The following is a 22,635-nucleotide window of genomic DNA, read 5'->3' on the forward strand; positions in this document are numbered from 1 at the left end:
GCAAAACATGCAAAATATGAACCTAGTTGAACAATTTTTCTACTACTTTAATCAAAATGGTAGTTATGTATTAAGTCAATTTGTACGTCATTTTTTGATTTCTATTTATGGTGTCCTATTTGCTGCTATCATAGGAATTCCTGTTGGGATTTTAATTGCTCGTAAAAGAAAAATGGCTGGTTGGATAATTAGTATCGCCAACTTAATCCAGACGATTCCTTCCCTTGCCATGTTATCAATTTTGATGTTAGGCTTAGGTTTGGGTGTAAATACAGTTATTGTAACTGTGTTTCTTTACTCTTTACTTCCTATTATCAAAAACACCTACACTGGGATGATTCAAGTAGATAGAAATATCTTAGATGTAGGAAAAGGTATGGGGATGACTCCTTGGCAACGACTTTATATGGTAGAACTTCCTCTATCTGTTTCCGTTATAATGGCTGGTGTTCGAAATGCGCTAGTTGTAGCGATTGGAATTACAGCGATTGGTGCTTTTGTGGGAGCTGGTGGCTTAGGAGATATCATTATTCGAGGGACAAATGCTACAAATGGTACCGCCATTATACTTGTAGGTGCTTTACCTACAGCATTGATGGCAATTATTACTGATTGGGTTTTAGGAATCATTGAACGAAGACTAGATCCAGCAAGTAAACACGCTTAGTCACTATCATCATTGGAAAAAATAGTAGAAACCGCATGAAAGTACCATCAAGGATGGCTTTCATGCGGTTCTTACTATTTTTAGTCATACATTATATTATCTTCTTGGTTCGTCATCTTCCATTTCTTTACGAAAGAAACGTCTATTTTCTTCTGGTTCTTCATCTACTTCTTCTTTGTCATGAAAGACTACTTTTAAAGCTAATACTCGTGTTCCTTCCATTTCTTCTGAAGTCAATGTTAAATTCCCAATATCGAAAGAAATTTTTTCTCCTTCATCTGGAATAGTTCCTAAAGCAGTTATTAGGTAGCCTGCCATCGTATCTACATCACTCATATGCAAGTCTGTTCCAAATACTTCGTTGAACTCATCAATCAACATTCGACCTTGAATTAAATATTCATTCTCACCAATTTTAGAATATAAGGTTTCCACTTCATCTGACTCATCATCAATCTCACCAACGATTTCTTCCAATAAATCTTCTAAAGTTGCTAAACCTACAACACCACCATACTCATCTAAGAGTATCGCCATTTGATTTTGCGTCTTCTTCAGTTCATATAACAAGTCATCGATAAAAATCGTTTCAGGGACAAATAACGGCTCTTGAATCAATTCTTTTAAATCAATGTGGTCAAAACCAAATTTATGTGCAGATTTCAATAAATTTTTGGTATGCAGGACACCAATAATCTTATCTTTATCTTCGTTGTAAACTGGAATTCTAGAATAATTTTCAGATAAAATAAAATCAATATTTTCTTGTACATCATCATCAATATCAATCATAAATGCATCTGTTCTTGGTACCATCACCTCACGGGCCACTTTTGTATCCAACGAAAATACACCTTGAAGCATTTCTAACTCGTCATTGTCTAAAACGCCTTCTGTTTCTAACATATAGCGCATTTCATCTCGAGTCATTTTAGAATCTGCATCATCAAAAGTCATTGGTGTGATTTTTGACAGCAAGTCGGTGGATGCCGATAAAAACCAAACAAATGGACGTGCAATGAAACCTAATGCACGGACAGGTCCCGAAGTGATTTGAGCCACTTCTTCCGATCTATTCATAGCAATTCTTTTTGGATAAAGTTCACCAAAAACAATCGAAACATACGTTAACATCGTTAAAATAATCACACTGGCAATATTTTTAGCTGCTGTACCGCCGCCTAAAATAGGTGCTAATTTCGAAGCCAATGTATCTGCTAAAGATGCCCCAGCCAAAATATTTACTAATGTAATACCAACTTGAATCGTTGATAAAAAGCTTGTCGGATCGCGTAAAACTTTTAACAGTTTCTTCGCCTTTGCGTCCCCTTCTTCTGCTTTTTGTTCAATTCGATTCTTGTTAACAGAAACCACTGCAATTTCTGAAGCTGCAAGAAAAGCATTGATTAATGTTAAAATGACTAATAGTAAAATTTGCGCTATTAGCGACTGACTCTCGGGGTCAGCATTATTCATAATGCACTCTCTCCTTAATTAAGTATAAAAAACGTGACTACTTAAGTAGTCACGTTAAAATCGTATCACAATTAACATTCTATTTCAACATATCCTGCTAATTTTCCTCATTGCCGGCTTCACTAACTGCTATATTTTCAGGCTGTAAATCCTTATTTGAGCGAATCATTTCAAAAACATGAATCACAATTGTTTTACAAACAGCATAGAATGGAACACCGAGGAAAATCCCTAGTAGTCCAGCAATATTTCCTGCAACAAGTAAAATCAAAATGATTGTTAAGGGATGTATTTTCAACGTTTTCCCAATAACATTAGGATAAATAATATTGCCATCGATTTGCTGAACAATCAATACGACCACACCACAAAGTAATGCCTTAAATGGTTCATCAAATACTGTCACAAAAACAGCCGGTGCTAAACCAATATATGGGCCTAAATACGGAATCAAGTTGGTTATACCAGCGATTACTCCAAATAAGAACGCATATTTCATACCAATAATTGAGTAGCCAATTGCTGTGAACGTCGCAACAAACAAGCATTCAATTGCTTGCCCACTAATATAGTTAGAGAGCGTTTGATCTAGTTTTCCTAATAGACTGGTAATATCTTTTTGACGCTTTTCTGGTAAGAACCGACTAATTCCGGGTACCAAACGCTCTCCATCTTTCAACATGTAAAAAAGGATGAATGGGGCAGTGAAAATGACAATCGTTGTTGAAGCTACTGTAGAAACCACCGAGCCTAAACTACCAGAAAGTCCACTTAAAAACTGTTGGATGACTTTTCCATAAGAAATATCTAACTTTTGGACATATTCGTTTAAGTCAACTTGCTTGAATATCGGTAAATCTGCCATTTGATAAAACCACGCTTCAACACTTTTGAAAGTGCTGGGAAGACTTGAAGCCAAACTGGCCAACTGACTTGCTAATTTAGGCAGCACACTAACTAATGACAGTACAATCGCAATCACTAACAACAAAAAAACAATCATAATTGCATAAATTCGTTTCATTTTTGTTTTCATCAACATCTTAACAATTGGATTTAATATATAAAATAGAAATCCTGCAACCAAAATAGGCGCAAATAATGTTGAGAAAAATGTACTAATTGGCTTAAAAATAAAATTTATTTTAGATGACACAAAAATCAAAGTGGCAATCACCAATAATTCTACTGACCAAAATAATAGTTTTGATTGCTTTAATTTTTCAAACATAGTTTTTCTCCTCTACTTCTTTAAAATGAATTTCAAAAAATACCTGTGAATAGATTTTAGCATACCCTTCCTTAAATAAGATAGCAATACTACATTTGACGGATTTTTTTATTTTAAGGTATACTTTATTTAGTTAAGTCAATGACTAATAGAATTGAGAGGCGTTTAACCCATGAAAATCCTTTATACAAAAGAAACAACAAGCCCTGTTTATTCAGATGCCTTGAAGATACGCAAACAAGTTTTTATAGAAGAACAAGGTGTGCCAGAAAATATAGAAATTGACCAATACGAAGACAAATGTTTTCATTTAGTCCTCTATTCAGACAAAAACGAAGCAGTCGCTACTTGTCGTTTGCTACCTCTAGATAATAAAATACTTAAGCTTCAGCGAATGGCTGTGGAAAAAGCTTCTCGTGGGAAAGATTACGGTCGGGTACTAATTATTGAAGCAGAAAATCTTGCTATTGAACTGGGCTACAACAAGATTACATTGGGAGCACAAGTGAGTGCTTTAGGTTTTTATGAAAAATTGGGGTATACAAAACAGGGAGAACTTTTTGTTGAAGCTAATATAGAACATTCCCAAATGGATAAATCTCTCTAATTAAATACTATGTCTAATAATTAAATAAACGGACTACTCCTTAAATTAGAGAGTAGTCCGTTTATTCTATCATTCTTTTACATCGGCTATTTCTTCAATAGCTCTTGGTAGCGTTTATACCAGATATCCACGTAAGCCTCAGAAAATGGTCCTTTTTCATTATTAATCCAATCCACTAAAATTTTTACATTTTCTTTTAGGATGATATCGATATTGTTTGGATAATCCATTACATTTTTATGGAACTCATATTCGTCCACATCCAATAACCGTTTTTCTCCATCTGGAAAAACTTTGATATCTAAATCATAATCGATATACTTTAGTGCTTCATCATCTAACAAGTATGGTGAAGCTAGATTGCAGTAATAAGAAACCCCCTTTTCTCTGATCATTGCTATTATATTGAACCAGTATTTCTTGTGAAAATATACAATTGCTGGCTCCCGAGTGACCCAACGACGTCCATCAGACTCTGTTACCAAAGTATGATCGTTGACGCCGATTAATGAATACTCACTTGTTTTTAATACCATGGTATCTCGCCACGTCCGATGTAAATGGCCGTCGTGTTTATAACTTTGAATCGTTATAAACTCACCTTCCTTAGGTATTCCCATAGTACCCCAACTTTCCCTTGTCAAAAAGAAACCTTCAATTATCTTGCGAAATTTCTTTTTTTGGGTGTTCATTACACCGATATCACTACAATTATAGCATAATTTTCAAATTTGCATACTAGGGAAGTATTTTTATATAAAACTTAGTAAACACAACTTCTTTAAAAGCAAGACTTATTTCAAACCCTATAAATTCTATGGAATAGAACAACCATTCTATTTAAAATACGAGGATTAGCCAAACTTTAGGCTTGGCAAGACGTTAATTTTGCGAAAGGTAGCCAACCTACTGCTCCCAATTCATTTTTAACTAATGCCCATTCATAGACAGCTAACAACAACTGAACTTTTTCTCCTTTTTTTGTGATTAATTCGGTAGGATTATAGTCACAGTTTAGAAGTTCACCATCAATATAGTCTTCTGAAATATAAGTACTATGTCCATCTATCGTTACCGAAACCCAATGAGCATAATGACTACACGGAGTTGGTTCTTGTACTAAAGTTCCCTTTTTAAAAGTTGGAAAAATCCCTTCCCCATCATGGTTTTCTACTACCTTCAATTGCATGATCCCTTCCTCCTTAATCATTTCTTGTTTTTTTCAAACATCTCCAGCATCTTTTGTTGCGGTTTCGGAAATACGTAGGATTCAAAATCAATTTCTTTTACCCATTTCTGATTACTTTTTAGCTCTTGTAAACCTGTTTGACGTCCATAAAAGACTAAAATATGCCATTTTAGATGACTAAAAATATGGGTAACTTCTCCTAGCGAGCGCTTCTGCCAAACGACTTGCTGATAATCGGAGAAAATTTTAGCCTCTTCTTCTGCAATCATTGCCCCTTCTTCAAACTGAAAAGAGAGTTGCTGATTTTTTTCTTGCCAATTTTTTTGCAGATACTCAAATTTTTCTTTGGTCACTTCTTCAATTGGAAAGAGCCACATATTCGCCAATAACCCTTTACTTTCTCTTTGCTCCAGTAAAAATTCTCCTTGGCTATTTTCCATAATGCCACCGACATAATAGACGTCTTTGGGTTTTGATTTTTTCGTTTTAACTGGGAAATCTGTCATCGTTCCATTTTTATAGCTTAAGCAATAAGCCTTTATCGGGCACTCTAAGCAATTTGGCGAAGTAGGGGTACAAATCGACGAGCCTAAGTCCATCAGCGCTTGATTAAAGTCCCCTGGCCGTTTCTGATGAATAATATAGTACATTGCTTCTTCAAAAACTTTACGACTACTTGATTTCGCAATATCCTCACTAATTTCAAACAAACGACTAACAACCCTCATAACATTGCCATCAATTGCTGGCTCAGGTAGTTGAAAAGCAATACTACCTATCGCCCCTGCAGTGTATGGACCAATTCCTTTAAGCTGACGAATCTCCTCTATTGTTTTCGGCATTTCTCCCCCGAACTCAGTCACAATTTGCTGTGCAGCGATTTTCAAATTTCTAGCGCGCGAATAATAGCCTAGCCCTTCCCATGCTTTCAGTAGCTTATCATCGGGTGCATCTGCCAACGCCTGAATAGTAGGAAACCATTCCATAAAACGATAATAGTAATCGATTACCGTGTCTACTCGCGTTTGTTGTAACATTATTTCTGAAATCCAAATACGATATGGATCTAAGTTTACTCGCCACGGCAGGTTTCTCTTTTCTTGTTCATACCATTCAATAAATTCTTGTTGAAAAGAAAATACAGTCTCTTGGTTCCATGTTTCCCAGAATTTTTTATTCGTCATCTTCTAATTCCTTTTCGCTAATGTATTGGTTAATTAAATCGTAGTCAAACCCTTTTTGAAAAAGCCCTTGTTTTACTTTCATTAAACGCTTTTTTCTGTCTAATTTATGATTTCGCTCCCAAAGTTTATCTCCTTGTTTTTGAACGATTTCTTTTTCTTCATCTTCATCTTTTTCAAAAGATAATTCTTCTAAAGCCAAATCAATTACTTCATAATTAAAGCCTTTTTGCATAAGATGTAGTTTCACTTTTTGTAAACTGTCTTTAAAGCTTTTATCCCGATAACGTTTCATTGCTTTTTCAGCGGCAGCAACAGCTACTTCTACCTGCTCTGAAAGAGTAAAAAAAGTGAGTCCATGTTGAATATCTTCCTCATTAATGCCTTTTTTCTTTAACTGTTGCTGAATCATTTTTGGTCCTTTATCAGAAATTCTCATTTGTGTTCGAACATAGCTTTCACTATAAGATTTATCATCTAAAAGGTTCAACGTTTTTAACTGCTCTACAATTTTTTTACGATCATCTAGTAAGATTTCCTTTTCTCTTAAATAATCAAGAATTTCTTTTTCAGAACGTAGTTGATAGCTTAAATAGTTCAGTGACATTTGCAGACCAACATCATAAGATCCTGCTTTTTTTATTGCTTCGATGGTTGATTCTGCCAATTCTTGCCCTTTTAACAAGCGGTGTTTCACTAATATGTCTTCTGAAACTCTTAGCTTATCTCCTGAGGATAGCCAGATAAGATAGAATTGCCCTTTATCTTTGGTAATTTTTACTATTGTCTCCATCTTTTCCCGCCTTTCTAGTGAGAACATACATTCTACTATACCATAGAAATACCAGAAGCCAAACCTTTAAAACTATGCTAAAATAAGGAAAACTAGTAGGGGGAACAAAGATGCGAATCGAACCTTTTAAACCTGCTTTTCAATTACTGATTGACCAGTATCAGCTTTCAGACGAACAGTTAATATATACTGGAATGCCCGATTTCCCCATTAAAATTGCTGAAAAGTTTTCTTTTATTCATCCACTTTTAGGTATCGAGAACGGTAACCTCACTACTTTTTTTGTGATTGATGAAAAAAAAGACGTTCACTTGTATACTGAAAATACACATGCCGTCTTATTACGAACTTTTTCGACAGATCAACGTATGCAAGGTAAAGGTTACGCAAAAAAAGTGCTTTTATTACTGCCAGATTATATAAAATCACAATTCCCTTCTGTTACTGAAATTGTTCTAGCCGTCAACGAAGAAAATATTGCCGCTCAAAAACTCTATGAAAAAACTGGTTTTTCTGATACTTCTATGAGAGTTTCTAGCGATACTGGACTACTAAAAGTCATGCACTTAATGCTTTAAAAATTAATTGTTTCAGAAAATATCACGATGTAAAGGATGACAACATGACCCAACTAATGTTAAAAGAAGGCCAAACGATTCCCTTAAAAATCAAACGTTTAGGGATTAATGGTGAAGGAATCGGTTATTACAAAAAAACCATTGTTTTTGTTCCTGGTGCTTTACCTACAGAAGAAATTATTGTAAAAGTTACCGCTGTGGAAGAACGATTCATTGAAGGAGAAATTCAAGAAATCAAAAGAGAAGCTCTGGAGCGTATAGCACCTCCTTGCCCAGTATATGAGACTTGCGGTGGTTGCCAGCTACAGCATCTATCCTACAAGGCTCAACTTTCTTTCAAAAAAGATTTACTAAAACAAGCCTTAAACAAATTTAGACCGAAAGATTTTCAAGACTATCAGCTTCTACCAACTATCGGAATGAAGGAGCCTTGGCATTATCGAAATAAAGCCCAATTTCAATTGCGAGAAATAGAGGGAGAAGTACAGGCTGGACTTTACCAAGCAGAATCTCATCAACTAGTGCCGATTACCGATTGTCTTGTTCAACAGCCAGCTATAACGAAAGTTATGAATGTGATTGTTGCATTACTAAATAAATATCACCTACCAATCTATGATGAGCAAAAAAATAGCGGTATTTTCAGAACAATAATGGTTCGTGTTGGGATTCAGACGGGTGAACTGCAAGTCGTTTTTATCACTCAATCAACAAAATTTCCAAAAAAACGTGACTTACTTCAGGAAATTCAAGAGCAATTGCCTGAAGTCGTTTCGATTATGCAAAATGTTCAGAATAAAAAGACGTCCATTGTTATGGGTGACGATACGATGCATCTCTGGGGGAAAGAGAGTATCGAAGAGCAAATAAGTGAAGTTACTTTTGACTTGTCGCCAAGGGCCTTTTTCCAATTGAATCCCGAACAAACGGAAGTTCTTTATGCTCAAGCGATTAAAGCGTTAGATCCTCAACCATATGATAGTGTAGTAGATGCTTATTGTGGTGTTGGTACTATCGGACTAAGTATTGCGAAAAAAGTCCAAGAAATCCGCGGCATGGATACGATTCCAGCCGCAATTGAAGATGCCGAAAAAAATGCTGAGAGACTTGGCGTAACCAACACTTATTACGAGGTTGGTGCTGCGGAAAGGTTATTGCCTCAGTGGTTTAAAGAAGGATTTAAACCCGATGCCATTATTGTTGATCCGCCACGAACAGGATTAGATCAGAAGCTATTAAAAGCGATTCTGACGCAACCACCGAAAAAAATGGTTTACGTGTCTTGTAATGTTTCTACTTTAGCAAAGGATTTAGTCGATTTGGCCAAAGTTTACACAGTAGAGTATCTACAGTCTGTTGATATGTTTCCTCAAACTGCACGCTGCGAAGTTGTCGTAAAATTGACAAAAAAATAAGAAGAAAGAGAGTGAAACAAAACTAAAAATCAGTTTTGTTTCACTCTCTAAATCTCAAAGTATCTCTGTTTTTCAATGCTACTTAAAGGAGATTAGACATTATGGAAAAATCAGAGCGTTTGAAAATATATTTGAAACACTCAAAAGAGAAGTGAAGGAAGAGTGTGGTCTGCCCATAACTAAAATAAACACTGGGAAAATTGAAACCGTGAGTGCTCCTTATTACGAAGTTCAAAGTTATACCCCTTACTATAGTGTCCAAAATATTGCGGGAAGATACCCAATAATGATGGACGTTTTCTTGTGTGAAGCGGAAGGTAACTTGCTAAAAGAAACTGATGAAAGTAAAAACATTGCTTGGAGAAGCGTAGAAGATATCTCAAAATTATTGAATCAGCCTAACAAATTTTATGCAATGCATTTTGGTGCAATAAAAAAAATAATTACTGAATTGCTGTAATTATTTTTTTACTTTAGAATCTAAATCTGCAAAGACAACATAGAGAAATCGTATGAAATTCAGTGTTTAAAATGCTTATTTCATACGATTTTTTTAATATCTTGTCAAAATATTAGTTTTCAGCAACTCAAAAATAGCGTTCAAATTACCGATTATTTTGAGAATAAATCTGATGAAACCATACGAAAAAGTCTGCACAAACTAGACTAGACCGCGTAATTTTCTAAACAACTAAGTAATTTTGACTCAAAAGATTTTTTATCATACGTCATGTATTTATAATTAAGGATTTGTTCACAAGTGTTGCACAAATAAAAGAGACTAGACAAAGTTTCTTCCAGAGAAACAGCGGAACTACTAGCAGTTCGTGTCAGTGCCCGTGACCAGAATCCAATGTGAATTACTTGGGCTTGCCATTTATTTAGCCCAAGTTTGAAGCTTGGAAACTCTGAGACCTGACTTTTGGGCTCAGAGTGGTTCCACGGTTTTTCACTGGCAATAACTGTTGGGAGTAGAGCCCAGCCACCCTTTTTTTTATTGAAGGAGCAGGGGAGCCTAATCTAGTTTATAAAACACTGATAGTATTTATATATATGACTTAGTATAGTATTTTGACCCTATTATAATTGAGTTATCTTTATGCACAGTTGCTTCCAGAGAAACAGCGGAACTACTAGCAGTTCGTGTCAGTGCCCGTGACCAGAATCCAATGTGAATGACTTGGGCTTGCCATTTATTTAGCCCAAGTTTGAAGCTTGGAAACTCTGAGACCTGACTTTTGGGCTCAGAGTGGTTCCACGGTTTTTCACTGACAATAACTGCTAGCAGTGGAGCTTAGTTGCCTCTCTCTTCTCTTTAGTCTTGGCTATTTTTTGTTTTCATTTTCTTCATGGGTTTGTCCTACCTTCTCCCCATTACTTGCAATCACTTCCTTCATCCAATAATAACTATCTTTCAAGAATCGTTTTTGACTGCCTTTTCCATAATCATCTTGATCGACATAGATAAAACCGTATCTTTTACTCATTTCAGAAGAAGAACAGCTAATAATATCGATAGGTCCCCACGCACAATATCCTCTTAAATCAACACCATCCTTGATGGCTTCTTTCATTTGTTGGATATGTGCTTTATAGTAATCAATTCGATAATCATCGTGAATACTACCGTCTGCTTCCAGTTTGTCATAGCATCCAATCCCATTTTCAGTAATATAAATCGGACATTGATAACGGTCATAGAAAGAATTCAACAATATCCTTAACCCAAGCGGGTCAATTGTCCACCCCCACTGATTGGCTGGCAAAGCTTTATTTCGATAAGGTTCAGAATGTTGTGCATCACATATTTGCGTATAGTAATAAGAAAAACTCATGTAATCTGCAGTATGCTTTAATGCTTCTTCATCCCCTTCAACAAAATCAATTTTTATCCCTTGCTCTTCAAAAAATCTAAAGGCATATTTTGGATAGTAGCCTCGTAACAAAACATCCGCAAAAAAATACTCCATTTGATTAATCTTCATTGTCGCTAAAACATCTTCTGGTTTACAAGTCGCTGCATATTCAGGACCACCACAAAGCATCATCCCGACTTCATAGTTTTCATTTACTTCATGAGCATATTTAGTCACTTTAGCTGAGGCCACCATCATATTATGGACACCTTGATATTTAGCTTCTTGCAAATTTGCTACCTTATCTTCAGCGATTCCCAGATGATTGAAAGATTCATGCCCGATTAAGTTGATTTGATTGATAACAATCCAGTATTTTACCTTTTCTTGGTAACGGTCTAGTAGTACTTTACAATAGCGAACAAAAAAATCTATTACTTCTCTTGAATACCAACCAGTATAATTTAGCGTCAAATTCAACGGAATTTCATAGTGAGAAAGAGTAATCATTGGCTCCATTCCATTGGCAATAATTTCATCAATTAAATTGTCATAAAAAAGTAATCCCGCTTCATTAGGTTCTTCATCATCTCCATTGGGAAAAATCCTTGACCAATCAATAGAAGTCCTAAACAATTTCAAACCCATCTCACCTAATAATTTTAAATCAGCTGAGTAAGTTTCTTTAAAATTAATCCCCCAGCGTTTTGGAAAAATACCTGTTTCGTTTTGTAATGCTGCTTTAATGTATTCTGTAGAAATTTCAGCATTCGATCTTTTTTCTAAAGGTAAATCTGCTCGAAATTCGTTAATATCAGCGACACTCGTTCCTTTGCCTTCGCACTCATAAGCCCCTTCGCATTGATTAGCGGCCACTGCTCCTCCCCATAAAAAATCTTTTGGGAATCCTTTGGGTACTTGATACATCTCTTCACTCCTGTTCTTTTTCCAGTAATACTAAGCGTTCATTGATCCGTTCTGAAATTTTAATCAGATGATTTGCCAAGTTTATCTCACTATAAATCGTCATTAAGGTGTCTTGCGCATGAGTAAATAATAACGAATGTGGTTGCAGCTTTGCTTCCTCTCCCATCTCACTTTGTATCACTTCTGTTTGAATTTTATGTGCTTCTGTGATATTTTTTCTCGCATTTTTCATTTCTTTTTTAGCTAATTCAAAATCATTTTTTTCTACTGCAATCAGAGCATTTTTACAATTCACTCTAGCATCTCCTGCAAATAAAATAATATTCATCGCCTGCTTTGTCAACGCATCATCCATCTATCATTACTCCTTCAACATTTGATTTTCTGCTTTTGTTTCCTGATCATCATAGACTTTGAAAAACGGATACCAGATGGCAGCTGAAATCAAGAAAATTCCTAGCATCAAAATAATTCCTGTAATTGCTCCTGTAGTAAACCACGTTGCAAACGGAAACGGACAATACCACAATTCAAACTGTACTTTTGGAATCGGCGCAAATGGAATAACTTTTGTAAATACATAAATCACTACGGGTAAAATAATTCCTTGTAACCACATTGGTATCATCAATATGGGATTCCAGGCTACTGCACCAAATATGACAGGTTCATTAATATTAAAGATTGATGGAACAATACACGCTTTCCCCAAAGCACTAATTTTTTTGGAGCGCGCACGCATCATCATAAACACTAACGGCATTGTACACCCAATTCCGCCAATCCAAAGATACGCTGAATATAACGTGCTACTTGTAACGAGATTCAACGTTTCAACAGTAGCGTTACCCTTTTGAACCAATGCAATATTTTCCGCTATCGCTTTTAGCAACACTGGTTGCACAACTGGTGTAAGAACCCACGTAGAAATCCCCATTGAATACAAGAAACAAATCAAGAACATCATCCCTACAAAGCCAAACGGCGATTCCATAAAATGAGACAACGGCATAAAAATAGTCAGCACAATATTATACAAATCTACTTTCATAATTAACACGACTATCCAACCAAAAAGAACGATTACACCAATTGGTAACATAGAATCAAACCATGCTCGAACAAAGTCTGGAATAACTGACTCTTCCTTGAAGAAGCTAAACTTCCCTAGCATAACTAAAACCCAACCGGCAATTAAACCAGCAACAATCGCAACAAACATCCCCCCGGCACCTAATGCATCATGGCCAAATCCAATAACACCATCTTTTTCAATTTGAGGAGAAATAATCATTAAAAATAACAATAAACCACTTGTACCAGCTATAATTCTTTGTTTCCGTAATCTCTTTTTTTCCATTAAATTAAATGGAATTAGAAAAGCCACAAAAAGAGATATTTTCCCCATCGTCCAGCCAAAAGGTACCCAAAAGCTAGGTAATCCCGGGAAATAATCATTTAAAATAGCCAACATTGAAAAAATTGATCCTAGGAAAATAAACGGTAATGTTTGCATAATTGAATCCTTGATACTGACTATCCAAGGATTATTATTTATTTTGTTCATCTTAGGTGAAAAACTATTTTCCAACCAATAAATCAACTTGTTCATCTATAACGCCCCTTTTTATATTTTATTCTTTATTTAATTCTAGCAACAAGTGCTCAACGGCTGCCTTTCCATCTAATGTGGCATAGTATTCTTTTTTCATTAAGATCACTTTTAAGGTAGAATCTTGAATAATTTCGTCCACTTCATCAAGAAGGTATTCTAGATGCGGCCCCACCATCAACGCATCTATTTCATCAACGTAATTCTCAATTTCTGACTCACTTCTTGCGACAATCCGCATCTCTAAATTTAGTTCTTTCGCTGCTTTACGCATATTTGCCGCCATGAAACCGCTACTTGCACCTGATCCACACACTAGTAAAATTCTTAATTCACTCATTTTATTTGCCTCCTACTCTTCATTTGTGACACTCTTATCATCAATCTTTTCATCCTTCTTATCAAATAGATTTCTTTCCTATTCAAATGGCTTTGGCGGAAAAAACTGTACTTGATTTAAATGTTTTTGAAACGAATAATAAGAACTATAAAAGGATAAGGGGAGAACGTAAAGTGCCTTTAAATCAAAAAGAAGAAACACTGCTAAAGCTGCTAATAAACCAACAAGACTGGTTATCTGCTGCTTATCTAGCCAAAGCATTAGCTGTCTCAACTAGAACCGTTCGTAACTATGTCGCTAAAATTAACCAACATGCAGAATCAGACATTATTATCGCCTCTAGAAAAGGGTATAAGATGGATACTGTAGTTGATTTACAAGGAGCTCTCTACTCTCTCCAACCGGAACTAAACACACCAAAAGAAAGAAGTCATTACTTAATGAATTTACTCATTCAAAACCGACGCATTGACTATTTTGATGTGGCAGAAACACTGTTTGTGAGTATCCCAACCATAGAAAAAGACACTTTACACTTACGAAAAAAATTAAGTAAATATCAATTAAAAATTATAAAAAATGGGCATTTTCTAAGTATCGAAGGGGAAGAAACAAATTTCAGGAAGCTTGCTAGTGACCTGTTACAAGATGAAGTTGGACAAAATTTCCAATCGATTCACTCCATCCAAACTATTTTTCCTGATATCCCTATTGAAACAATCCAAAACATCGTAGTTGACAAGCTAAGTAAGCAGCAATTATACGTTAATGGTTACGCTATGAACAGTTTATTATTGCATCTTGCAATTGCTGTTAATCGCTTAGTTCACCATCAGCGTTCTGACATTGACCAGACACCGGAAATTTTCTCCGAAACTCAAATTGAATATCAAATCGCAAGCCAAATTGGAAAACAAATTCATAAAGCTCTAGCTGTCGAAATGGACTTGTATGAAATCAATAGTTTAGCACTTCTTTTAATGACTAAAATTTCACCTTCAAACGATACTTCTTTAAAAAATTATATAGAAACATCAATCTATACATTTGTTGCAGAAGTCTTAGAGACTGTCGCCGAAAAATACTTTATTACTCAAATGTCAGAGGAATTGGTCTTGAATCTATCATTACATGTTTCCAACTTAATTTATCGTGCTAAAAATGGGAAGCAAGTCCGAAACCCTCTATCGGAAGAAATCAAACATTCTTACGCATTTATCTATGAAGTAGCTGTTTTCATAGCACAAAAAATTCAACAAAAAATTAAGCTTCCTATTTCAGACGATGAAATTACCTTCATTGCAATGCACATTGGTTCTTATTTTGAAGAAAAATTTGAAACAGAAAACAAGTTGAGTTGCGTTATTTACACACCAGAGTACTACGACATGCACGAACGTCTCGTTTACAAAATTGACGAAAAATTTAATTCACAATTAAACATTGTAGACACTTTTTATCGACTAGATTCGAATGCATTAGTCAAAATGAGGCAGGCTGACCTCGTCTTATCAACTATTGAGATCAAAGAATTAGATAAAGCCATTCAACTTTCCCCATTCTTGTCAGGAAAAGATTTAGAAAAAATCCAAGCAGAAATTCAAACGGTTCAGCAAAGGAAAGTGCTCAATACGCTTAAAAAAAGCATTCAAACTTATTTAACTCCTGAACATTTTAAACGAAATATTTACTTAGACTCACCAGATGACTATATTGACTACTTGGGCACACAACTTGTTCAAACAGATTATATCGAACCTTCCTTTATTGATTTAATTAAAGCGCGAGAAAAAATGTCAGCAACCTCTTTCAACAACGCTGTAGCACTTCCTCATGCCATGGAGATGACTGCAAAAAAAACAGGCATTTCGATTATTTTAAATGACTACCCTGTAAAATGGGGAACTTACTATGTTCAAGTGATTATTATAATCGTCATGAATAAAACTGATATGAAAAAATTTCGGCAATTATTCGACTTTATGATCGATACTTTTTCAGAACAAGAAAAATTACATCAGCTCTTGAGTACTCAAAATTATACGGCCTTTATTGACACCTTATTTGAATAACCTAAACTTATTTTTCCAAACAAAATAACCGAAGCTTTCCTACTTTAGGAGGCTTCGGTTATTTGATACCTATCAAAAATCATTTTTCCATTTTTTACTAGCTTTTAATTCACAACCAAAAAAACATTTCAGACACTTTATATATGGAAGAAGGTTCAAATAGTTGCTTCAAAAGAAATCCAGCTATAATCAGAACAATGACAACCAGAACGATTCTTATCAAGGATCTTCTTCTCTTTTTAGCAATAAAGTCCGTAGATTTCAAAATTTGTTCCTTGTAAATTTCAGCATGTTTTAAAGAACCGATATCATAATATGCTGTTACAAATTCATTTTTCTGATCAAAAATATTCGCATTTTCGCCAATAAGAAGGGTATAGCCGCTTTTTCTTGAAGGTAAATTTCTTGAATCCTTTTTTCTAATATCAATCGTTTGTTCTTCCTGTTTTAGCTCAATAAAATATTTTTTCTGACTTTCAAATATTGGATTTATCTGCTCCTCATAGTCCTCTTTTTCAAAAAGAGTTGACCATTTGTTTTGTTCTTCTAGAATTTTATTCGAAAAGTCGTTCATTTTTTTTATTTGAATGTAAATATACCAAATTGAGCCTATTGTTAAAATAGCGGTTAAAAGAACAAAAGACTGTTCCGAGGTTGCCAAAATCACTAATAAAATCAACAACAATCCGCTCCACATAATTCTACGCATAAATATTTTTCGATAAAAGGCTTTGATACTTCGCTCATAGTATGTAAAATCTTCTTTTACGAAATCATTCATCTTTTTTCTCCTTTTTCTTTAACCAAACGAGTCTATAAATAATAATTATAATTCATCTTTTTATTAGTGACAAATATTATTTAAAACCTTTCAAGATTCATTTAGACTTTTCCTCTCATTTAAAAGAAGCAACGAACCTATTTCTCTAAAATTTCCTTCTAATTCTAAACTGTTGCGTGCGCAACAGTCAATTTTACTGTATGTTTGTAGTAAGTAATACTAAATGAAACAGAGGTGTAATTACAATGTCTATCGGAAAAAATATTCGCTTAAAAAGAATCGAGCTAAAGTTGACACAGCAACAGTTAGCAGATCAAGTTTATGTAACTAGACAAACTATTTCTAAATGGGAATTAGGGAAAAGTCAGCCTGATTTACTTTCTCAAAAACGCTTAGAACAAATATTATCTATATCTTTTACAGATATAGAATCTTCAATTTTAAAAGAAAGGGGCATTAAGCAAATGAAAAAAGCGGTTCATTTAATTGGGATTATTGGATTCGGATTTTTATTTCTACCACTACGATTTTTATGGATAAAAGCTTACCAAAATTGGAATCGACCTTCTGTAAGGTTCTTTGGTGTTCCGGTAATCTCAATGATTTATCTCCTCTATCTTCACTCTTTGAATACAAATGGATTTATTGTCATTTCAGCTTTGACACTTCTACTCTATTTGATTACTAGCTTCTATTTTTATGATAATACGAAATAGTCAAAAAAAGACTAGGAAAGTCCTTTTTTGGCTCCTAGTCTTTTGGACAAAGAAAGTATCCAGTCACAAAACATCAGAAATAGCATTACTGGAAAGAATTCAAATCATCCTCTCCCAAAAAAGAATGAAACCACCGCAACTAGGATTACAGCTCCCAGGATAGAGGGTAAAATTGCCATCCCAGCCAGACTTGGTCCCCAACTTCCAAAAAGTGCTTGGCCAATAGATGAGCCTACTAATCCCGCAATGATATTGAAAATACACCCCATTGACTTTCCTTTACTTGTAATTGCTCCTGCAATAGATCCAATAACCGCTCCTACAATTAATGTCCATAACCATCCCATGATAATTCCTCCAAATTTTTTTATTGATTTTTCTCTTTTACACTATGTACTTCATTTCTTCCATAACAGGAATAACAACGTGGTTTTCTCTCCCACAATCTTTGCAAATGTAATACGTATTTAATTCATCTTTTAAAAGATTATCCATTGATTTAAGCTCTACTTCATTCTCTTTTAAATTCAAATTTCCTAGAGGTCTATTGATTCTTTTTAGGTTTTCAATATCTATTCTGAAATTCAACAAATATCGACCAGTCAATTGCGTCGAGCAATTCTTACAAGTTACCTCCACGATTATCTCTCTTTCCAAAGCTTTTCCTCCTTCTCGGTTTATTATTCTTCATCCTACTTTAAGTTTACTATCATTAGAGAAAAAATTCGATTAATACGCTTTCATTCATTTTTTAATTAAATGATACTGTCTAAAATCACTGTTGGGGGAAGAAAATTTTTAGAATAAACTAAAAAACAGTATCCTTCACAAAGTAAAGGATACTGTTTATATACACAAAATAAAGAATTATTTTAATGTGATTGAAGCGCCAACTTCTTCTAAAGCAGCTTTTAATGCTTCTGCTTCTTCTTTAGAAATGCCTTCTTTAACTGGTGCAGGAGCGCCATCAACTACAGCTTTAGCTTCTTTCAAGCCTAAGCCAGTTGCTTCACGAACTGCTTTGATAACTTTAACTTTTTGGTCTCCAGCTGCAGTTAATTCTACAGTGAATTCAGTTTGTTCTTCAGCCGCTGCTGCTGCAGGACCTGCTGCTGCAACAGGAGCTGCTGCAGATACGTCAAATTTTTCTTCAATAGCTTTTACTAAGTCGTTTAATTCTAAGATAGTTGCGCCTTCTAATTCAGCAACAATGTTTTCAATGTTCAATGCCATTATTATTTCCTCCATAAAGTAAATTTTTTTAGTAGTTTAATATCAAGCGGCTATTAAGCTGCTTCTTCTTCTTTTTCTGCCACTGCTTTGACAGCGTAAGCCACGTTGCGGATAGGTGCTTGTAGCACAGATAGCAACATAGATAGTAAGCCATCGCGGCTTGGAAGTTTCGCTAAAGCTGTAATTTCTTCAACAGAAGAAACTTTACCTTCAATAACGCCACCTTTGATTTCTAATGCTTTTGCACTGCTAGCAAATTCGTCGACGATTTTAGCTGGTGCTACTACGTCTTCGTTACTGAATGCTACAGCAGTCGGACCTGTAAATACTTCATCAAGACCTTCTAAACCTGCTTGTTTTGCTGCACGAGAAAGGATAGAGTTTTTGATAACTTTCATTTCGATGTTCGCATCGCGTAATTGTTTACGTAAAACAGTTACTTCTTCAACAGTTAAACCACGGTAGTCAACAATAACTACAGAAGCTGCTGCTTTGAATTTTTCTGTTACGTCATCAACTAAACCTGCTTTTTTTGCAATTGCTGCTTCACTCATTTATTTCACCTCCTGATTTTTGATGGATGAGTTGTTGTTATTGTTAGGAATCGTACTTATGAAATAAGCACTTCCTCAACATCATCTAATTAAAAATGTGTTACAAAACAAACAAACTCCATGCCACCGTTGACATAGAGGGACTATTGACTGTTATCAATATTGTCCTCGGTAGGAAATTAAGACTTACGTCACCTACTGTCTTCGGTACAGTTAATTATTAACCTCAACTACCTTAACATATGTCAGGTAGTTGAGTCAAGAATTTTCTAATTAAAAAGAAGCTTGGTCTACATGAATTCCAGGTCCAAACGTTGTTGTTACTGAAATGTTCTTGATGTATTGACCTTTTGCTGCTGAAGGTTTAGCTTTCAACAGTGTATCGTTAATTGTATTGAAGTTTTCAATTAATTTATCTGTATCAAATGATACTTTACCGATAGGAACATGGATGTTACCAGCTTTATCAACACGGTAAGTTACTTTACCAGCTTTTACTTCGTTGATTGCTTTTGTTACGTCCATTGTTACAGTACCAGTTTTAGGGTTAGGCATTAATCCTTTAGGACCTAACACACGACCTAATTTACCAACTTCAGCCATCATGTCTGGCGTTGCTACAACTACGTCAAAGTCAAACCAGCCACCTTGGATTTTTTGAACCATGTCAGCATCGCCAACGTAATCAGCTCCAGCAGCTTCTGCTTCTTTTGCTTTTTCGCCTTTTGCGAATACTAAAACAGTTTGTGTTTTACCAGTTCCGTTAGGAAGCACAACTGCTCCACGGATTTGTTGGTCTGCTTTTTTAGGGTCTACATTTAAACGGTAAGCTACTTCAACAGTTGCGTCGAATTTAGCGATGTTTGTTTCTTTCGCCAACTCTACTGCTTCTGCTACTGAGTAAACTTTCATTGAATCAACTTTTTTTAATGCATCTTGCATTTTTTTGCTCTTTTTAGCCATTTTGTTTCCTCCTTGATTGTGGTTATAACGGTAGAACCTCCCACGTAATTCATATCTTTCAACATGAAATAAACTGAGAAGCTACTTCTTAGGGTCTGCTAGAATAAAAATTATTCTACAGTGATTCCCATGCTTCGTGCAGTTCCTTCAACCATGCGCATTGCTGCTTCAACGTCAGCGGCGTTTAGGTCTGCCATTTTAAGTTCAGCAATTTCTTTAACTTGATCGCTAGTTACTTTTGCTACTTTATTTTTGTTTGGTTCACCAGAACCTTTTTCGATTTTTGCAGCTTTTTTCAACAATACTGCAGCTGGTGGTGTTTTAGTAATAAATGTAAATGAACGGTCTTCATAAACAGAGATTACTACTGGAATAATCAAACCAGCTTGATCTGCTGTACGAGCGTTGAATTCTTTTGTGAATCCCATAATGTTAATACCCGCTTGACCTAATGCTGGACCTACTGGCGGAGCTGGTGTTGCTTTACCTGCAGGAATTTGCAATTTAACTAATTTTTCTACTTTTTTTGCCACGAGACATACCTCCTTAAGTCCGTGATGTGGTTAATTGGAGATGAAGATTTCTCCTCCCACGATCATCTTCTAACAGATAGCGTTAGAATGCGAAACATGTACAAAAATGCACACTAAAATAGTATACTCTCTTTTAAGCTAAAGTTCAACTATTTTTCTATTTCTCTTCGCTTCTTTTATTAATTAGTAGACAATTTCCACGGAATGAAAGAATCGTAAGTTTTCAGTGAAAAAAATAAGCGTTTTCTAGTTTCTAAAGCCTCTTTATGCTAAAATTCCCAGTAAGAAGCTTTTCAAACTAGAAAGAAATTGGGTGAGTGTATGGAACATTTACGTTATAAGAGCGTTTTTGATATTATCGGGCCTGTGATGGTTGGTCCAAGTAGCTCCCATACTGCAGGAGCTGCTCGTATTGGGAAGATTGTCCGTAGCATTTTTGGTGAGCAACCTGAAACGGTGGACATCTATTTATATGAATCTTTTGCCAAGACGTATCGCGGGCATGGAACAGATATTGCTTTAGTTGCTGGATTATTAGGTATGGAGCCCGATGACGAGCGCCTGGCAAATTCTTTGGAGATTGCCCATAATCAAGGGATGGAAGTTCTTTTTATTCCGAAGCAAGAACAAGCAGATCATCCAAATTTGGTTAAGATGATTGTCTCTAAAGGAGATCGCAAGCTTTCGGTCACTGGGATTTCGATTGGTGGAGGCAATATTCAAATTTCTGAATTAAATGGTTTTAAAATTTCACTAAGCATGGGCACCCCGACACTGATTATTGTTCAGCAAGACGTTCCTGGCATGATTGCACAGGTGACCAATCTTTTATCTGAAATCAATATTAATATTGGTACCATGACAGTTACTCGCGAGTCAAAAGGGGAAAAAGCGATTATGATTATTGAAGTCGATCAACCAGATATTGGTGATACCGTAATGAAGCTCATCGAAGTGCCTCATATTTATAGTGTAAACTACTTCGATTAAACGTTTGAATCTAACTTTAAAGGAGGCTAGATAATGTTTTTAACGATAACAGATCTAATCAATCAAGCACAAGAGTATCCTTCTATTTCAGAACTGATGATTGCGGTAGAGATGGAAAATTCTGGTCACAGTCGAGAAAAAATTATTGAAGCGATGGAAAAAAATCTAGCAGTTATGAAACAGTCTATTGCCGAGGGAATTGCCGGCGTTACTTCTGTGACTGGTATTACTGGTGGCGATGCTACCCGTTTAACGGACTATATCCAATCAGGACAATTTTTAAGTGGTGAAACGATTTTAACTGCTGTTCGAAATGCGGTTGCAGTGAATGAAGTGAATGCAAAAATGGGGCTGATTTGTGCCACACCGACTGCGGGAAGCGCCGGTGTTGTTCCAGGTGTTTTAATGGCAGCAATCGAACGCTTGCATTTAACTCACCAGCAACAATTAGATTTTTTATTTACTGCTGGTGCTTTTGGATTAGTGATTGCCAACAATTCTTCTATTAGTGGCGCTGAAGGTGGTTGCCAAGCGGAAGTGGGATCAGCTAGCGGAATGGCTAGCGCAGCCTTAGTATGTGCCGCTGGTGGTACCCCTGAACAGGCGGCTCAAGCTGTCGCGATTACTTTAAAAAATATGATGGGTTTGATTTGTGATCCTGTGGCAGGATTGGTAGAAGTTCCTTGCGTAAAAAGAAATGCCTTAGGCTCCTCTCAAGCCTTTATCTCAGCTGATATGGCTCTAGCTGGTATCAAAAGTGTCATTCCTCCCGATGAAGTCATTGCAGCGATGTATAAAGTCGGACGACAAATGCCTCAAATTTTCAAAGAAACAGCGGAAGGCGGCTTAGCCGTCACACCGACTGCACAAAGGCTGGCAAAAGAAATCTCAGAAAAACAAAATAAGTAGTAAGATTACGTA

At 35.6% G+C, this 22,635-nt stretch carries 26 protein-coding genes and 1 other annotated feature; of the genes, 9 read left to right on the plus strand and 17 right to left on the minus strand.

The genetic code is table 11. The features are described 5' to 3' along the window. The first annotated feature begins 7 nt into the window (after positions 1 to 7). On the plus strand, positions 8 to 667 hold the full coding sequence (locus BCR26_RS01340) for an ABC transporter permease (protein ID WP_139124852.1): 660 nt from the start codon (positions 8 to 10) through the stop codon (positions 665 to 667). Positions 668 to 763: 96 nt separating this feature from the next. Here BCR26_RS01340 and BCR26_RS01345 read toward each other — a convergent pair whose 3' ends face one another. Together BCR26_RS01345 and BCR26_RS01350 are read right to left on the minus strand one after the other, a co-directional pair. Then, positions 764 to 2,143, minus strand: a complete 1,380-nt coding sequence (locus tag BCR26_RS01345; RefSeq protein WP_069697164.1) for a hemolysin family protein — start codon at positions 2,141 to 2,143, stop codon at positions 764 to 766. Between the two features lie 97 nt (positions 2,144 to 2,240). Continuing rightward, positions 2,241 to 3,374, minus strand: coding sequence for an AI-2E family transporter (locus BCR26_RS01350; protein ID WP_069697165.1), 1,134 nt, complete (start codon positions 3,372 to 3,374; stop codon positions 2,241 to 2,243). A gap of 172 nt (positions 3,375 to 3,546) precedes the next feature. On the opposite strand from BCR26_RS01350, the gene BCR26_RS01355 reads away from it, so the two are divergent. After that, the gene (locus tag BCR26_RS01355; RefSeq protein ID WP_069697166.1) at positions 3,547 to 3,981 is read left to right on the plus strand and encodes a GNAT family N-acetyltransferase; all 435 of its coding nucleotides are present in this window, start codon (positions 3,547 to 3,549) and stop codon (positions 3,979 to 3,981) included. A gap of 86 nt (positions 3,982 to 4,067) precedes the next feature. Here BCR26_RS01355 and ntdP read toward each other — a convergent pair whose 3' ends face one another. The 4 genes from ntdP to recX all read right to left on the minus strand — a co-directional run bounded on the left by ntdP (position 4,068) and on the right by recX (position 7,144). Continuing rightward, entirely contained in the window at positions 4,068 to 4,601 is a 534-nt protein-coding gene (gene ntdP, locus BCR26_RS01360; protein WP_069697240.1) for a nucleoside tri-diphosphate phosphatase, read from the minus strand. A 245-nt stretch (positions 4,602 to 4,846) separates the two neighbouring features. Next, on the minus strand, positions 4,847 to 5,170 hold the full coding sequence (locus BCR26_RS01365; protein ID WP_069697167.1) for an SH3 domain-containing protein: 324 nt from the start codon (positions 5,168 to 5,170) through the stop codon (positions 4,847 to 4,849). Between the two features lie 17 nt (positions 5,171 to 5,187). Next, the gene (gene mutY / locus BCR26_RS01370) at positions 5,188 to 6,354 is read right to left on the minus strand and encodes an A/G-specific adenine glycosylase (protein ID WP_069697168.1); all 1,167 of its coding nucleotides are present in this window, start codon (positions 6,352 to 6,354) and stop codon (positions 5,188 to 5,190) included. Next, a complete protein-coding gene (recX, locus tag BCR26_RS01375; protein WP_069697169.1) occupies positions 6,344 to 7,144 on the minus strand; it encodes a recombination regulator RecX in 801 nt (266 codons plus the stop codon). Before recX ends, mutY begins: the two co-directional genes overlap by 11 nt. Positions 7,145 to 7,254: 110 nt before the next feature. Here recX and BCR26_RS01380 point away from each other — a divergent pair, with 110 nt between their 5' ends. From BCR26_RS01380 to BCR26_RS18225, 3 genes are all read left to right on the plus strand, one after another. Continuing rightward, on the plus strand, positions 7,255 to 7,722 hold the full coding sequence (locus tag BCR26_RS01380; protein ID WP_069697170.1) for a GNAT family N-acetyltransferase: 468 nt from the start codon (positions 7,255 to 7,257) through the stop codon (positions 7,720 to 7,722). 44 nt (positions 7,723 to 7,766) lie between these two features. After that, complete coding sequence (rlmD, locus tag BCR26_RS01385; RefSeq protein ID WP_069697171.1) at positions 7,767 to 9,137, plus strand: 23S rRNA (uracil(1939)-C(5))-methyltransferase RlmD; 1,371 nt, start codon at positions 7,767 to 7,769, stop codon at positions 9,135 to 9,137. Positions 9,138 to 9,246: 109 nt separating this feature from the next. After that, positions 9,247 to 9,597: an NUDIX domain-containing protein gene (locus BCR26_RS18225; RefSeq protein ID WP_281186363.1), complete on the plus strand. Its 351-nt coding sequence runs from the start codon at positions 9,247 to 9,249 to the stop codon at positions 9,595 to 9,597. Positions 9,598 to 10,462: 865 nt separating this feature from the next. Here BCR26_RS18225 and BCR26_RS01395 read toward each other — a convergent pair. Genes BCR26_RS01395 through BCR26_RS01410 form a run of 4 tightly spaced genes read right to left on the minus strand, consistent with a single transcriptional unit; the run spans position 10,463 to position 13,872 of the window. Next, positions 10,463 to 11,920, minus strand: a complete 1,458-nt coding sequence (locus tag BCR26_RS01395) for a glycoside hydrolase family 1 protein (protein ID WP_069697173.1) — start codon at positions 11,918 to 11,920, stop codon at positions 10,463 to 10,465. A gap of 4 nt (positions 11,921 to 11,924) precedes the next feature. After that, the gene (locus BCR26_RS01400; protein WP_069697174.1) at positions 11,925 to 12,275 is read right to left on the minus strand and encodes a PTS lactose/cellobiose transporter subunit IIA; all 351 of its coding nucleotides are present in this window, start codon (positions 12,273 to 12,275) and stop codon (positions 11,925 to 11,927) included. Between the two features lie 6 nt (positions 12,276 to 12,281). Further along, positions 12,282 to 13,532 carry a PTS sugar transporter subunit IIC gene (locus BCR26_RS01405; protein WP_069697175.1) on the minus strand — a complete coding sequence of 417 codons (1,251 nt, stop codon included), beginning with the start codon at positions 13,530 to 13,532 and terminating at the stop codon, positions 12,282 to 12,284. A gap of 22 nt (positions 13,533 to 13,554) precedes the next feature. Continuing rightward, positions 13,555 to 13,872 carry a PTS sugar transporter subunit IIB gene (locus BCR26_RS01410; protein WP_069697176.1) on the minus strand — a complete coding sequence of 106 codons (318 nt, stop codon included), beginning with the start codon at positions 13,870 to 13,872 and terminating at the stop codon, positions 13,555 to 13,557. Between the two features lie 92 nt (positions 13,873 to 13,964). On the opposite strand from BCR26_RS01410, the gene BCR26_RS01415 reads away from it, so the two are divergent. Further along, positions 13,965 to 15,944, plus strand: a complete 1,980-nt coding sequence (locus BCR26_RS01415) for a BglG family transcription antiterminator (protein ID WP_245676896.1) — start codon at positions 13,965 to 13,967, stop codon at positions 15,942 to 15,944. Positions 15,945 to 16,053: 109 nt separating this feature from the next. Here the strand turns inward: BCR26_RS01415 and BCR26_RS01420 are convergent, their stop codons facing one another. Then, a complete protein-coding gene (locus BCR26_RS01420; RefSeq protein WP_069697178.1) occupies positions 16,054 to 16,725 on the minus strand; it encodes a hypothetical protein in 672 nt (223 codons plus the stop codon). 245 nt (positions 16,726 to 16,970) lie between these two features. Between BCR26_RS01420 and BCR26_RS01425 the strand changes: the two genes are divergently transcribed. Beyond that, positions 16,971 to 17,441 carry a helix-turn-helix transcriptional regulator gene (locus tag BCR26_RS01425; protein ID WP_069697179.1) on the plus strand — a complete coding sequence of 157 codons (471 nt, stop codon included), beginning with the start codon at positions 16,971 to 16,973 and terminating at the stop codon, positions 17,439 to 17,441. Positions 17,442 to 17,545: 104 nt separating this feature from the next. Here the strand turns inward: BCR26_RS01425 and BCR26_RS01430 are convergent, their stop codons facing one another. The 6 genes from BCR26_RS01430 to rplK all read right to left on the minus strand — a co-directional run bounded on the left by BCR26_RS01430 (position 17,546) and on the right by rplK (position 20,724). Beyond that, positions 17,546 to 17,788: a GlsB/YeaQ/YmgE family stress response membrane protein gene (locus tag BCR26_RS01430; protein ID WP_069697180.1), complete on the minus strand. Its 243-nt coding sequence runs from the start codon at positions 17,786 to 17,788 to the stop codon at positions 17,546 to 17,548. 37 nt (positions 17,789 to 17,825) lie between these two features. After that, positions 17,826 to 18,098, minus strand: a complete 273-nt coding sequence (locus BCR26_RS01435; RefSeq protein ID WP_069697181.1) for a hypothetical protein — start codon at positions 18,096 to 18,098, stop codon at positions 17,826 to 17,828. A gap of 210 nt (positions 18,099 to 18,308) precedes the next feature. Continuing rightward, positions 18,309 to 18,674 carry a 50S ribosomal protein L7/L12 gene (gene rplL, locus BCR26_RS01440; protein WP_069697182.1) on the minus strand — a complete coding sequence of 122 codons (366 nt, stop codon included), beginning with the start codon at positions 18,672 to 18,674 and terminating at the stop codon, positions 18,309 to 18,311. Positions 18,675 to 18,727: 53 nt separating this feature from the next. Beyond that, positions 18,728 to 19,228: a 50S ribosomal protein L10 gene (gene rplJ / locus BCR26_RS01445; RefSeq protein ID WP_069697183.1), complete on the minus strand. Its 501-nt coding sequence runs from the start codon at positions 19,226 to 19,228 to the stop codon at positions 18,728 to 18,730. 100 nt (positions 19,229 to 19,328) lie between these two features. Continuing rightward, positions 19,329 to 19,454 (minus strand) — a sequence feature (ribosomal protein L10 leader region). 47 nt (positions 19,455 to 19,501) lie between these two features. After that, positions 19,502 to 20,191, minus strand: coding sequence for a 50S ribosomal protein L1 (rplA, locus tag BCR26_RS01450; protein ID WP_069697184.1), 690 nt, complete (start codon positions 20,189 to 20,191; stop codon positions 19,502 to 19,504). A gap of 110 nt (positions 20,192 to 20,301) precedes the next feature. After that, positions 20,302 to 20,724, minus strand: a complete 423-nt coding sequence (rplK, locus tag BCR26_RS01455) for a 50S ribosomal protein L11 (RefSeq protein WP_069697185.1) — start codon at positions 20,722 to 20,724, stop codon at positions 20,302 to 20,304. 321 nt (positions 20,725 to 21,045) lie between these two features. Between rplK and sdaAB the strand changes: the two genes are divergently transcribed. Both sdaAB and sdaAA read left to right on the plus strand, forming a co-directional pair. Then, positions 21,046 to 21,714 carry an L-serine ammonia-lyase, iron-sulfur-dependent subunit beta gene (gene sdaAB / locus BCR26_RS01460; RefSeq protein ID WP_069697186.1) on the plus strand — a complete coding sequence of 223 codons (669 nt, stop codon included), beginning with the start codon at positions 21,046 to 21,048 and terminating at the stop codon, positions 21,712 to 21,714. 33 nt (positions 21,715 to 21,747) lie between these two features. Then, complete coding sequence (gene sdaAA, locus BCR26_RS01465; RefSeq protein WP_069697187.1) at positions 21,748 to 22,623, plus strand: L-serine ammonia-lyase, iron-sulfur-dependent, subunit alpha; 876 nt, start codon at positions 21,748 to 21,750, stop codon at positions 22,621 to 22,623. The last annotated feature ends 12 nt before the right edge of the window (positions 22,624 to 22,635 follow it).

The organism is Enterococcus rivorum, from assembly GCF_001742285.1.
GTDB classification, from domain to species: Bacteria; Bacillota; Bacilli; order Lactobacillales; family Enterococcaceae; genus Enterococcus_L; species Enterococcus_L rivorum.

Excerpts from the sequence above, each read along its gene's own strand:
- BCR26_RS01340 (WP_139124852.1), top strand. The coding sequence starts at position 8 with ATGCAAAATATGAACCTAGTTGAACAATTTTTCTACTACTTTAATCAA.
- BCR26_RS01345 (WP_069697164.1), bottom strand. The coding sequence starts at position 2,143 with ATGAATAATGCTGACCCCGAGAGTCAGTCGCTAATAGCGCAAATTTTA.
- BCR26_RS01350 (WP_069697165.1), bottom strand. The coding sequence starts at position 3,374 with ATGTTTGAAAAATTAAAGCAATCAAAACTATTATTTTGGTCAGTAGAA.
- BCR26_RS01355 (WP_069697166.1), top strand. The coding sequence starts at position 3,547 with ATGAAAATCCTTTATACAAAAGAAACAACAAGCCCTGTTTATTCAGAT.
- ntdP (WP_069697240.1), bottom strand. The coding sequence starts at position 4,601 with ATGGGAATACCTAAGGAAGGTGAGTTTATAACGATTCAAAGTTATAAA.
- BCR26_RS01365 (WP_069697167.1), bottom strand. The coding sequence starts at position 5,170 with ATGCAATTGAAGGTAGTAGAAAACCATGATGGGGAAGGGATTTTTCCA.
- mutY (WP_069697168.1), bottom strand. The coding sequence starts at position 6,354 with ATGACGAATAAAAAATTCTGGGAAACATGGAACCAAGAGACTGTATTT.
- recX (WP_069697169.1), bottom strand. The coding sequence starts at position 7,144 with ATGGAGACAATAGTAAAAATTACCAAAGATAAAGGGCAATTCTATCTT.
- BCR26_RS01380 (WP_069697170.1), top strand. The coding sequence starts at position 7,255 with ATGCGAATCGAACCTTTTAAACCTGCTTTTCAATTACTGATTGACCAG.
- rlmD (WP_069697171.1), top strand. The coding sequence starts at position 7,767 with ATGACCCAACTAATGTTAAAAGAAGGCCAAACGATTCCCTTAAAAATC.
- BCR26_RS01395 (WP_069697173.1), bottom strand. The coding sequence starts at position 11,920 with ATGTATCAAGTACCCAAAGGATTCCCAAAAGATTTTTTATGGGGAGGA.
- BCR26_RS01400 (WP_069697174.1), bottom strand. The coding sequence starts at position 12,275 with ATGGATGATGCGTTGACAAAGCAGGCGATGAATATTATTTTATTTGCA.
- BCR26_RS01405 (WP_069697175.1), bottom strand. The coding sequence starts at position 13,532 with ATGAACAAGTTGATTTATTGGTTGGAAAATAGTTTTTCACCTAAGATG.
- BCR26_RS01410 (WP_069697176.1), bottom strand. The coding sequence starts at position 13,872 with ATGAGTGAATTAAGAATTTTACTAGTGTGTGGATCAGGTGCAAGTAGC.
- BCR26_RS01420 (WP_069697178.1), bottom strand. The coding sequence starts at position 16,725 with ATGAATGATTTCGTAAAAGAAGATTTTACATACTATGAGCGAAGTATC.
- BCR26_RS01425 (WP_069697179.1), top strand. The coding sequence starts at position 16,971 with ATGTCTATCGGAAAAAATATTCGCTTAAAAAGAATCGAGCTAAAGTTG.
- BCR26_RS01430 (WP_069697180.1), bottom strand. The coding sequence starts at position 17,788 with ATGGGATGGTTATGGACATTAATTGTAGGAGCGGTTATTGGATCTATT.
- rplL (WP_069697182.1), bottom strand. The coding sequence starts at position 18,674 with ATGGCATTGAACATTGAAAACATTGTTGCTGAATTAGAAGGCGCAACT.
- rplJ (WP_069697183.1), bottom strand. The coding sequence starts at position 19,228 with ATGAGTGAAGCAGCAATTGCAAAAAAAGCAGGTTTAGTTGATGACGTA.
- rplA (WP_069697184.1), bottom strand. The coding sequence starts at position 20,191 with ATGGCTAAAAAGAGCAAAAAAATGCAAGATGCATTAAAAAAAGTTGAT.
- sdaAB (WP_069697186.1), top strand. The coding sequence starts at position 21,046 with ATGGAACATTTACGTTATAAGAGCGTTTTTGATATTATCGGGCCTGTG.
- sdaAA (WP_069697187.1), top strand. The coding sequence starts at position 21,748 with ATGTTTTTAACGATAACAGATCTAATCAATCAAGCACAAGAGTATCCT.